General features: G+C 38.7%; 7 protein-coding genes and 1 pseudogene. 2 read left to right on the top strand and 6 right to left on the bottom strand.

Going from position 1 to position 12,654, the window contains the following annotated elements; all coding sequences use genetic code 11:
* Window positions 1-353: 353 nt before the first annotated feature.
* Window positions 354-1,547, top strand: coding sequence for an FtsW/RodA/SpoVE family cell cycle protein (locus tag OTG27_RS09500; protein WP_268936769.1), 1,194 nt, complete (start codon window positions 354-356; stop codon window positions 1,545-1,547).
* A gap of 110 nt (window positions 1,548-1,657) precedes the next feature.
* On the opposite strand, the gene nhaC is transcribed toward OTG27_RS09500, so the two are convergent.
* From nhaC to dcuS, 5 genes are all read right to left on the bottom strand, one after another.
* Window positions 1,658-3,037, bottom strand: a complete 1,380-nt coding sequence (gene nhaC, locus OTG27_RS09505) for a Na+/H+ antiporter NhaC (RefSeq protein ID WP_268936770.1) — start codon at window positions 3,035-3,037, stop codon at window positions 1,658-1,660.
* 676 nt (window positions 3,038-3,713) lie between these two features.
* Entirely contained in the window at window positions 3,714-4,661 is a 948-nt protein-coding gene (locus OTG27_RS09510; RefSeq protein WP_063576982.1) for an AEC family transporter, read from the bottom strand.
* Between the two features lie 119 nt (window positions 4,662-4,780).
* Entirely contained in the window at window positions 4,781-6,475 is a 1,695-nt protein-coding gene (locus OTG27_RS09515) for an NAD-dependent malic enzyme (protein WP_268936771.1), read from the bottom strand.
* Between the two features lie 288 nt (window positions 6,476-6,763).
* A complete protein-coding gene (locus OTG27_RS09520; protein ID WP_268936772.1) occupies window positions 6,764-7,471 on the bottom strand; it encodes a response regulator in 708 nt (235 codons plus the stop codon).
* A 1-nt stretch (window position 7,472) separates the two neighbouring features.
* Window positions 7,473-9,068: a DcuS/MalK family sensor histidine kinase gene (gene dcuS, locus OTG27_RS09525; protein WP_268936773.1), complete on the bottom strand. Its 1,596-nt coding sequence runs from the start codon at window positions 9,066-9,068 to the stop codon at window positions 7,473-7,475.
* A gap of 984 nt (window positions 9,069-10,052) precedes the next feature.
* Here dcuS and OTG27_RS09530 point away from each other — a divergent pair.
* A pseudogene (locus tag OTG27_RS09530) lies at window positions 10,053-10,221 on the top strand (transposase); the annotation flags it as partial.
* A 149-nt stretch (window positions 10,222-10,370) separates the two neighbouring features.
* Here the strand turns inward: OTG27_RS09530 and OTG27_RS09535 are convergent.
* A complete protein-coding gene (locus OTG27_RS09535; protein WP_268936774.1) occupies window positions 10,371-11,945 on the bottom strand; it encodes a peptide chain release factor 3 in 1,575 nt (524 codons plus the stop codon).
* Window positions 11,946-12,654: the final 709 nt, after the last annotated feature.

The raw sequence follows: 12,654 nt of genomic DNA on the forward strand, positions 1-12,654 counted from the left end.
GCCACTGCATCACATCACGTTTTACAACTCAATTGGTGAAGCTCCATGAATCCACCTCCATCGCAAATACCATTAACTTATTCTTCCTCACATGATAGCACTTTAAAATGGAATATATAGTAAAAATTCTTCGTTATAAAAAGGAATATTCACTTTTTTATCGAAGGTAATGTATATAAGAATCGAAATTCTGATAATTCGGCAGACAAGTTTATCGGTTTTAGTGTTTAATACCGGGTAATGGAGGATAAATTCATATTATCGAATATAAATTATTATCTATATAGCCGATTTTCCGTTACTATATAAGAAGGCGATTTTTTCGCGCATACATATTTGAGGTGAGCGCACAAGTGAAAAGAATAATTAAAGCATACGACTTCCCTATTTTCATCGCTGTCGTATTACTCTGTTTGTTTGGTTTAGTCATGATTTACAGTTCGAGCATGGTCACTGCTGTCGCTCGATACGGCCAGTCCATGGATTACTTCTTTGAGAAACAAAAAACGGCCTTTCTCATTTCATTCGTGGCAATGATTGTCACGATGATTCTTCCTTATAAGATGTACAAAAACAAAATGTTCTTGATGTCTATGATGTTTGGCATGGCCGGTATCCTTTTCCTGTTGTTTGTCTTCGGCCATACAGCAGGAAATGCCACAAGCTGGTTCAAGTTAGGGACAGCATCGATACAACCTGCGGAATTTTCCAAGTTAGCCATGATCATTTATCTGGCAGCCATTTACGGAAAAAGGCAGGATCGAATCAATAGTATTGATAAAGCCGTCATCCCGCCGATTTTCTTTCTGGTATTCATCTGCTTTTTAATCGGAATACAGCCTGATTATGGAACGGCAGCGGTCATTTTCCTGATTTCAAGTACCATGATCATTTCATCCGGGATGTCTTTTAAGAGTATATTCAAACTCTCTTTGATCACTGCGATATTCGTTGCCATATTTGCATTGGGGGTGCTCGTGACAGGAAATTTCTCAGCCGTTCTTTCTGAAAATAAGTTATCCCGTTTTACCGGGTTTGCAGACCCTTTCGGAAAGGCAGGAGAAAGCGGGTATCAACTCGTGAATTCCTTATTCGCAATAGGATCCGGCGGCCTTACTGGAGTGGGACTTGGTGACAGTGTACAAAAATACGGGTACCTGCCTGAATCACATACTGATTTCATCATGGCCGTCATTGCAGAAGAGCTCGGGATATTCGGAGTGGGATTCGTTCTATTGACACTGGGTTTTATCGTCCTGAGGGGATTTGTACTTTCAGCCAAATGCAAAGATCCATTTGGAAGTCTTTTATTGATCGGCATCTCATCCATGATCGGCATTCAAGTCGGTATCAACGTCGGCGGAGTGACCGGACTTATCCCTATTACAGGGATCACCCTTCCATTCATCAGTTATGGAGGATCTTCCTTACTGCTGCTCATGCTTTCAATGGGCATATTCCAAAATGTCGTCATGCGAATGAATTTACTTGAACAGAAAGAAAAAGTCGTATCCATCCCAAAAGATGAGATCGCATCTTCAAAATAAACGATCAAATACCCCTGGCATTTCTGTTCATGGCAGGGGTTTCCCTTCTCAATAAGGTTATGGAAGTTATCACAAAAAAAACAGGCAGTCGAATCCGACCGCCTGTTTTTTCATTTATAATGGATACCGATTTTAGTAAAGCCAGAAATCAGGCTAAGCAAAGGACAAAGTAGGCAGAAAAATGCAAACGGAGCATATTCAAGGGTTGAAACACCCAATACCTGTGTCAAGAATACACCGCAGACACCCCAAGGAACTAAAGGATTCACAACTGTTCCCGCATCTTCAAGTACCCTCGCAAGCGTTTTGGGCTGCAGGCCTAAATCTTCATATTTCTGCTGAAAAGCTTTCCCAGGCAGTATAACTGACAAATACTGTTCACCCACTAGGAAATTCACGCTGATTCCTGCAAATACAGTAGCGGAAATCACTTTCGCTACACTCGTCAATGAATCCTGGATTGCATTTAAAATAGAAGGAATGACTCCCAATTCAAACAATAATCCGCCCATCGCCAATGCCAGCAACACCATCGAAACGGAGAACATCATACTTTCAATTCCGCCCCGCGATAGGATTGAGTCAAGTTGTTCCATTCCACTCTTCAGTACAAAACCGCCGTATAAGATATCCGCTAGTTTTGCAACCGTCAAACTTGGGGTTTGTATGAAAGCAATGACAGCCGCCGAAATGATTCCTGCTGACAATGTCGGAATCGCTGACACCTTTTTCAAAGCCATGATTAGAACGATGACAAACGGAATCAAACTCCATATGCTTATATTCGTTTCCATTTCCAGGGCTTTGGTCATGGCATCGATTTCCTCAACGCGAGCAACTTTGACATTCGGTGAAAGGAAGTAAAAGATGATAAGCGATATGAAAAAACCTGGAATCGTTGTCCAAAGCATATTATTAATATGTTCAAATAATGGTGCTCCAACCGTTCCTGATGCAAGGTTGGTAGAGTCGGATAATGGAGACATTTTATCGCCAAGAAATGCACCGGAAATGATAGCACCGGCTGTAATCGCCAACGATAAATCCATCGCCGCCGCCATCCCTATCAAAGCAACGCCGATTGTTGCTGATGTTGTTAGTGAACTCCCGATACAGAGCCCAATTAGCGAACACACCAGAAATGTGATTGCATAGAAATATTCACCAGAAATCCAGTCAAACCCATAGAACATGATGGTAGGGATTGTCCCGCTTGCCATCCAGATCGAAATCAGCATTCCAATGAAAAAGAATATATAGATGGCTCCCATACCAGTGCCTGCACCTTTGACGATAGCTGCCTCCATAATCGAAAATGGCAGCTTCTTGAACTTTCCATAAACAAATAGAAATAGGAGTGCCGCTATAATTGGAATATGGGGGGCAAGTCCATAATGAATGATGCCAGTTGCAATGATTAAGAAAAGAACTGCCAAAACCCCGATTGCTTCAGGTAAGGAGAGTTTTAGCTTTGCATCTTCAAGACGCATGATGTATTTCCCCGCTTTCATGTTGTGTATTCACTGAGGTAAGGATCGGACCTTTTCATTCCTCATAATTACTGAAACGCTTTTAAGCACTAAAGTTACTAGCTAAATATAAAGGAGTTTCAGGTGATTGTCAAAGGAATAATAATCTATTTTAGTAGAATTCGATTCTTCATTCCTTTTTATCACAAAACGAAAACCCATACTTTGCTTCGTATCGGCTCAGCCTAGTATACCCTAAGATATAGTCCTCTTCTTTGCTTTGCCCCCAAATAAGGCCCTGTCTTAATCCAATACCGATGTAACCGTTCCTGATCATAGATAATTTGGCTTTTAACTATGATTCCTGGACGCCGAAGATTTAGATTTAAAATTTCATCAACTGCTGCATTCGAATGTGTAATTAAAATCTTATTTTGATTACTAGCGAATTTTTGCAATTGATACTTGATACTTTTTGCGACGCATTTTCCGGGCTTATACCTTTATTAAAACGCCATCCACACCTTTTAAACTATCTATTTTATTATTTTACCTTTACCTTTAATAGCCTTAAATAAAAATAGCCAACACATCTTCTCTTTTCAAAAAAAGGTTAATGTTATACAAAAAGTTTGTTAAGTGTTTCACAAACTTCCGTTGAAAAGTATCCATCCAAGAAGGATGGATACTTAGAAGGCTACATTAACAAGGATATATAGATAGGTAATGTAATTAAAGAAAGAATGGTACTAATTACAAATGAAGATGCTGTTTCAGTTGATAACGAATCAAATCTAGTTGAAATCATTGCCGCTACAGCAGATCCCGGAAATGATACTAGCAAAATGGCTTTAATCGTATCAGCATGATCAAGGCCAATTAGATGAGCAACCAGAATCATATATAATGGAATAGCCACAACTTTTAAAATGGAAATACCAAAAGCAATTGGTCGTAAGCTAATCTTACGGATACCCACGGTTACACCAACAGCAAATAATGCAACCCCAGATGTCACTGACCCAATTTGATCGAGCGCATTTTTTATGATATCCGGTGCCTGGAACCCTAATAGTGTTAATACAACAGCAAGTAAGGGAATACATGCAAGCGGTTCGCTAAGACCATGCAAAACGATACCCAGAATGTTTGTCTTTTCATCTTTAGATTTACCCAATCCGGATTGTCCGACCGTACCAACTATTGTTGCTAATGGATCTAGAAGGGCATTCACCACAATACCGGTAATCGCAATAGGTATAGCTATCTCTTGCGCCCCAAACAAGCTGCCTAATACAGATATCCCCATAAAAGCAAAAGCTGGCTGAGTTGCGTTTAATGAAAACATAGATGCTTTAGTTAAATCGAATTTAAACACAAAACGAGCCACTATTAAAAGGATAATGTAAAAGCCAATAACACCTATGGTCATAGTTAAGAAAAATGACCATTGATTAATTAAGGTTTGTTTTGAGGTTGTTGTGATCCCAATGAATAAGTGTGCAGGTAATGCAAATTTTGTAACTAACGTGTTAAGCCCTTTGGATGATTCTGAATTAAAAACTTTAAAATACCCACCCAAATAACCAATAATAATTGTAAAAAAGATTGGTATTAATGTTAAAAATATATTCCCAATATTCACTCGAGATGCACTTCTCTTTCCAAAAAATTGTCCTATTTAAAAGATAACTATGACTGACTTATACGGAGATTCCCCTAAAACGGATCCCCTTTCTTTTGAGACAACAAAATAATCTGGATTTATTTCCCACGAATAGTATTGTACTCCGGCTTCCACATGGATTCTGTTATTGCTTTTTCAATATCTGTTATATCCGCTTTCGCAATGCCTTCTTCAATGGCTGTCTTTGCCACTTCAATGGCTACAGATTTAGAAACCTCTTGCAATTGTTTGATTGAAGGGAGTAAAGAAGCACCAGGCTTACTGCTATCCGATAATCTTGAAACAGCAGATGAGGCTGCTGCAAGCATTCCCTTAGAGACTTTTGTTGCTTCTGCGACAATTGCACCAAGTCCAAGTCCTGGGAAAATATATGCATTATTAGATTGTCCGATTGAATAAATCACATCATTATAGTCAACATCATCAAATGGGCTTCCTGTCGCTATCAAGGCTTTACCTTGAGTCCACTTTATAAGGTCTTCAGGAACAGCTTCCGCTAAGGAAGTCGGATTTGACATCGGCATAATTATAGGATGTTCCACGTGCTTTGCCATTTCTTTTACAACTTCTTCTGAGAAAGCCCCTGTTTGACCAGAAGTGCCGATTAAGATGGTTGGTTTAACCTTTTTTATTACCTCTAGCAATGGAATAATTCCGACTTCATTCCGCTCCCAGTCCTCGACTTCCTCAGCTTTCCGGCAATACGACTTTTGGAATTTCAAAACATCTGGAATGTCATCTATCAACAATCCACGATAATCGACTGCCCAAAAGTTACGATATGCCTCTTCTCTGGAAACGCCATCTAGGATCATGGCTTCAACCATTTGATCAGCATTACCGATTCCTGCTGCACCTGGACCAAAAACAACAACCCTTTGTTCCTTTAAAGGAACACCAGTTACTTGTAAGGCAGACATTACGGCGGCTAGTGTTACTGCACCTGTACCTTGTATATCATCATTAAAAGTGAGAATTTTCTCGCCATAAGTATCGATTATATTTCGTGCATTTATATTTCCTAAGTCTTCCCAGTGAAGTAATGCCCTTGGGAAGAAGGCCTGAGACATTTTAACAAATAAATCAATGAATTCGGTGTATTCATCACCGCGAACACGCCCAAACCTGTTACCAATATACAGTGGATCACTAATCAGGCTTTCATTGTCTGTCCCAACGTCCAGGACAATAGGTAGCACCCTGCTTGGATCAATTCCCGCAGCTGCTGTGTAGACTGCCAATTTGCCAATGGCTATGTTAATTCCACCAACTCCCTGATCTCCGATTCCAAGAATACTTTCAGAATCTGTAACAACTATTAAATCGATATCATCAGATGAAAGGTTCAGGTTTTTAAATGCCTCTTCCATTCCCTCCATATTATCAATAGATAGGTAAAGACCTCCTGGACGGTGATATTCCTGGGAGTACTGTTGAATAGCCTCTCCTACAGTAGGTGTGTAAATGATCGGCAGTATTTCACTTAGATGGTCTTTAAGTAGACGGTAAAACAGGACCACATTCCTATTAAATAAATCATATAACATTCCATTCTTCCGAATATTGCTAGGTTGAGTGGAGAATTGTTCATAAGCTCTTTTTATTTGTTCCTCAAGAGTAAGCACCTGGGATGGTAGCAAGCCTACCAATCCTAGCTCCTTTCTTTCTTCCTTAGTGAAAGCGACCCCTTTATTAATAAATGGGTTTGACAGAACACCTTTTCCTCTTAAAGTTGTAACCAAACCCGTTTTTGTCTTTTCATAAGCTGTCATAGACGTTCCCTCTTCCTAAAATGTATATTTAAAAATGATCATTACCAGGCAATAGAGTATATTCTTCCCTGGGGAAGTGTAATTACTAAAAGAAAACTGTAAAAAGGAAAATAAATATACAGCAAAAAATAATATTTCCTCAATACTGCTTATTTGTTCAATCTTTATGAAAAATTTATAAATAACTCAATCGCCAGTCTATATCTTAGTAGTCATTTACGGAGGACACTAGCTTATTTAACTAATTTTAGTATTATGTAATTAAAAAAAGTAAGCAGCACTGGCTGCTTACAGATAACGTTGAATAATATGGCTCTTTTCATCATTAAATTTGTGTTGGGAGACTGGTCGGCCTACCGTTCCATAGATTACCTTAACATCAAGGACACCGATATCCTTCATGAATTTTAAATATTTCCTTACTGATACCCTGGATATACCTGCCACATTTACGACTTCCTCTGTTGAAAAGGGAGAATTTTCAAATACCTGTATCACATTCCATATAATCTTTAAGGTATCTTGAGACAATCCTTTCGGTAATTCCTCTGGTAAATGAATTTCTTCTTGATGCAAAATTCGAAAATCCAATTCTTCTTGATTTAGCATATTTTTATCTTGAATAAAATCTGATTTGTTCCGATATGCTGATAAGGCCGCGTTAAAACGGTCAAATTCAAACGGCTTTATTAAATAATCAACAGCACCTAGTCTTAATGCTTTCTGAATCCTCTCAATGTCCGACGCAGCAGAAATGACAATAACATCTATCTCTTTTTCACTTTCTCGAATTTGCGAGAGTAAATCGAGTCCATTTTTCCCAGGCATGAAAATGTCTAATAGAACTAACCCTATTCTTTGATCTTCCAATACATTCAGAGCTTGATCCACTGAGGAACAAACTGCAGCTAATTCGTAGCCATCGACTTGATTCAAATAGCGCTTATTGAACTCTGCAACCATCGGGTCATCTTCTACGATCATTACCTTAATCATCCTACATCATCCTTGCTTTGTATGGTATATAAACCACAAACGTTGTTTCTTGACCTTCTTTTGAACTAATATCGAGATCTCCTCCTAGCTTATCCAGGCTTGCCTTAACTAAATATAAACCAATCCCCCTGTCCTCTCCTTTTGTTGTATATCCTTTTTGAAGGATATGATTAAGATTGGCATCAGATATTCCCTGTCCAGTATCATGAACTTCAATAGTTAAAATATCATCTGCATAATCAAACTTTAATTCAATTCGTTTAACGGGCCTTTTTTCTACTGCTTCTATAGCATTGTCAATCAAATTTCCTATTATCGTAATTAGCTCATGAGTAATAGCTGCATTTTCTGGTTCGGGCAATTGAAAGTCAGAGGATAATGCCAGCTTAGCACCTGCTTCCCTTGCATAACTTAGTTTTCCAATTAAAAAACCGGCTAGTACTGGATCTTTAACTGTTTTGGTAATAAAGCCAATCTCGTTTTCTCTGTGGTCAACAAGATCACTAATATATGCTGCAAGCTGATCATAATAATGCATATGCACCATACCAAGTATTACATGAAGTTTGTTCATGAATTCGTGCGACTGGGCCCTTAACGATTCAGCATATAAGCGGACTCCAGTCAGCTGTTCCGCCAGCAGATGTATTTCTGTTTTATCACGAAATGTAGCCACGGCCCCTACGATTTCATCCTTCACAAATACTGGTACCCTATTCACTAGTAAGACACTATCTTTTAAATCCTGCTCTTTATCTAATTCGACTTTTCCGGTCTCCAGGATTCTATCCAGGTTTGCGTCAGGCATATAACTAGTTACCTTTTTACCCGTAGGATTTTCATTAATGCCCGCTTTCTTAAATATCTTTAAAGCTGCTTTGTTTACGAGAGTAATGGTTGAACTCTGATCTACCGCTATGATTCCCTCTCGAACTGATTGTAAAATGGCATTTCGCTCTTTTAAAACCTTCGCAATAGCAAAAGGTTCCAGCCCAAATAATATTTTCTTAATATACCTTGCCAAAAGTATTGCGCCGGCAATTCCGGTCAATATTCCAAAAACGGTTCCTACATAAATATTAAAACGGCTTTTTAAAACAGCATCATTAACTTTTTGAAGGGAAATACCGACCACCACGGCTCCAATTTGATTATCCTCTGAATCATAAACAGGGGTGAAAGAACGCAAAGACCTGCCTAAAGTTCCTTTGGAGATAGAGATGTGCTCTCTGCCTCGTAATACATCTTTCTCATCCCCTCCAACAAATTTTTTTCCTATTTTACTTGGATTGGGGTGAGTTTTCCGGATTCCATTATTATCGATTATTACTACAAATTCTACATCTGTCGATTTTTTTATCCTATTGGTAAATTGCTGAACTTCCTGATTGTTTTCACTTCCACTTAACGCTTCGATTACAAGCGGGGTTTGTGCTGCCATGCGTGCTACGTTTACTGCTTTTTCAGTCTGGCTCTTTTCTATAGTATCTGCAACTGTTTGGCTAATGAGAATATCTGTAATGAATAATGAGAGGGCTACCACCCCACACACCAGTATCATAATAGTAAACTGTAGACTCCATTTACCTTTCTTCACTTCTACACACCTCTTTGGTTTAAAAACTCTATTAACTTTAAGGGATACTTTTATGTTAAGTATGTTCATTTTGCTTACATCACACAATTATTCGGTACTGTATCAAGTTCAAAAAGGTAGCCAAGTGATTTAAATCAATTAAGAGAAGATATATATAACCTAACCATTTGCTAATGTATCCTTAAAAACACTGATTCAACCGCAATATTTTCCAAATAATAAAACAGACTATACCTTCGTAGGCTTGGATATAAATTGATTATTCCCCTTTAATGTCTGAACCCAACTTACCTCGATAGTTCAATATAAGTAATTTTTGCTTTACTCCTCCTGCACCAAGGTTAAATCCACAAGTTTTCTATTTGTATTATGCAGTTCATAAGAAGTTTAGCGGAATATCCCAGCAATTCTTACAATGTTCAAAGTTACTATGATTTTCTTATTTAACTTTCCAATTAGTTACTATTTAATTTTCAAAAATACAGCTGTCTACCATCTTCTATCTCCATGTTTCCGTATATCTAAAATCGACATGTTTAAAACAGGAGGAATGATTAAAATACACGCATTTTCAACAGATTTCAAAATCAACAAAGTAATAATGAGAGTACTCAAGAATCTTCTAACCTATCTAGACTTTTTGACCAAAAAGGGTCGTCATTTTCCCTAGTATGGAAACATGTTTAAGGTACTATCAAAAAAACCTTTCGATATTTAAACAATGCCCCAGATAAGACTAAAGACAAACTCGATGAAAATCGAGTTTGTCTATTTTTATGGCCAGTACAATTTGGACGTTGATTGGAACGTAAGGCACTCGCTTTCCGCGGGCGGTCGGGGAGCCTCCTCGGCTTTCGCCTGCGGGGTCTCCCCTAGACGCGCTTTTCTAAGCAGGAGTCTCGAACACCCGCTCCAATCAACTTTGTCTTACCTTTTAGACAGAACACTTTTGCCTAGAGTCATTTTTGTCTTAAAATAGAAGTATCAAAGCGTAAAGAAACGATTGAGCGTGTATTCGCAGATGCAAAAGAAAAGCATGGTAATGCGTTGGACTACTTTAAGGGGACATAAAAAATTGTCAATGCAGGCGATGCTTACTTTCGCTGCCATTAATTTAAAGAAGATGGGCAATTGGACATGGCGAGGTCAATAAATGGCCTAACATGTGAGCTCGTAGAGCCGCAATCTCTTAACTTTAGGCGAAAATTCAAAGGGAATTTCAAAAGGGGTTCAGAATTTTTTAATTCCGAACCCCTTTAGTCTATAAACTGAAAGCCCGTGTATAAACACGGGCTTTCTTCTTTATTTCAAATCCATTGGATTATATAATTCCACGTCAGGATTTTTATCTTGGAACCAACGAAGTGCAAACTCATTTTCAAATAAGAATGCATATTTATCAAACCGGTCCTTAACAAGGATGCTTCTCGAGCTATGAAGATTTTCATCAAGCTTTTCATCTTCAGCCCAGCGTGTAATCTTGCTGCCCATGCGCTCCATCACGACTTCAACATTGTACTCGTTCCTCATTCGATGCTCGAATACTTCAAATTGAAGCTGCCCAACCGCACCAAGCAGATATTCTTCCATCCTAACCGTTTTGAAGAGCTGAATTGCCCCTTCTTGTACAAGTTGGTTAATACCCTTATGGAAATGTTTCTGTTTCATGACGTTTTTAGCTGTTACCCTCATGAATAGTTCCGGCGTAAACTGAGGCAGCCTTTCAAACTGAAACATGTCTTTGCTTGTGGTAATCGTATCGCCAATTTGATAATTACCAGTATCATATAAACCGATTATATCTCCGCTTACCGCTTCATTTACAGTGTTTCGATCATCAGCCATGAATTGGGTGGAGGAAGAAAGGTTGATCGGTTTCCCTGTCCTGCTCAAGTTGACGCTCATTCCACGCTCGAATTTACCGGAGCAAATGCGAAGGAAGGCGATTCGGTCACGGTGTTTTGGGTTCATGTTCGCCTGGATCTTGAAAATGAAACCGGAAAAATCATTGCTGACAGGATCCATTTCACCTGCTGTTGTCATCCGTGCTTGTGGAGCTGGTGCAAACTTCAGATAAGCATCCAAAAACGTCTGAACACCGAATGTCGTTAAAGCACTTCCGAAAAATACAGGACTAAGTTTTCCATTCGCAATGTTTTCTTCAGAGAATTGGTTACCCGCTTCCGTCAACAGCATGATTTCTTCCAAAGTTTGCTCATATAACTGGGAATCCTTAAGTTTATGATCCACTTCGAGTTCACCATCTTCATTCAACGGAAGGAAACGCTCTTCCCCTTCAGTTTTGAACTGTTCAATCCGATTGTTGAACCTGTCGTAAATGCCCACGAAGTCTTTTCCCATCCCGATCGGCCAGTTCATTGGATATGTTTCTATTCCTAATACCTCTTCAAGTTCGGCAAGCAATTCCAGCGGCGTTTTACCTTGTCGGTCCATTTTATTGATAAAAGTGAAAATCGGTATACCCCTCATCCGGCATACTTTGAATAATTTAACCGTTTGATCCTCGATACCTTTTGCCGAGTCGATGATCATCACGGCGCTATCAACAGCCATCAGTGTACGATATGTGTCTTCACTGAAATCTTGGTGGCCCGGTGTATCGAGAATATTGACACGGAAGTCATCATAATCGAATTGCATGACTGAAGATGTAACGGAAATTCCCCGTTGCTTTTCAATTTCCATCCAGTCACTGGTTGCATACTTCCCTGTTTTTCTAGCTTTAACTGTTCCGGCATCGCGGATCGCGCCGCCAAACAGCAGTAATTTTTCTGTCAAAGTCGTTTTCCCGGCATCCGGGTGAGAGATGATTGCGAAGGTCCGTCGGGATTGAACCTCGTCTTTTAAATTAGTCATAATATGTTCCTTTCATTATTGGAGTCATCAATAAAAAAATTTATAGGAGGTTTACTGTATTTTTTACATTGGAATGGCAACCTTTCTTTGTATGCAAAAATCCTGATCATACACAATATATGTAAGAAGAAATATATCATAAGGCTTAAGCATTGGCTACTCAGCATTCATTTCAATCAACCTTTCTATTTTAACACGATATGAAGGAAAGATGTAGAGGTGAATGAAACACCCAATAGGGGATTTATTCAGATGCAAAACAAAGGACGCTTAATAGCGCCCCTTATCTTGATCCATATGATTACCGTTCATTTATTCATGGTTTATTTATTTACCTTGCAGTTTTTAACGATTTTTGATTCCGCTTGTTCTTCCAGCGTTTTTTTACTTCCTTGAATATGATTGGAGCAGCAAAAATGAGAGCTCTTTTTAATAATTTCTTCATTTTTCATCAGTCCTTTCTTTCTTATCCTATACCCAATTATTTTCGCAGAAAACTTTAATGCCAACTTGTTTTCCTGTTTTCACCATAAAGCCATTTCATATTTGACATGGAATCCCAAGTCAAATTTCAATCAAGGAAAATCCCGCGCGACAATATCGTTATATTTCCCCATATAAAACCTGTCTAATATTATTTTCCCCAAATGGGAATGTATAAATTACTTCCATTTGTTTTATCCTTTATAAAGGTGGGTATATACTAAAA

The organism is Peribacillus sp. AS_2 (genome assembly GCF_026891895.1).
GTDB lineage: Bacteria > Bacillota > Bacilli > Bacillales > DSM-1321 > Peribacillus > Peribacillus frigoritolerans.

Coding starts and splice junctions, on each gene's coding strand:
- nhaC (WP_268936770.1), bottom strand. CDS start 3,037: ATGCGTCTTGAAGATGCAAAGCTAAAACTCTCCTTACCTGAAGCAATC.
- OTG27_RS09515 (WP_268936771.1), bottom strand. CDS start 6,475: ATGACAGCTTATGAAAAGACAAAAACGGGTTTGGTTACAACTTTAAGA.
- OTG27_RS09520 (WP_268936772.1), bottom strand. CDS start 7,471: ATGATTAAGGTAATGATCGTAGAAGATGACCCGATGGTTGCAGAGTTC.
- OTG27_RS09535 (WP_268936774.1), bottom strand. CDS start 11,945: ATGACTAATTTAAAAGACGAGGTTCAATCCCGACGGACCTTCGCAATC.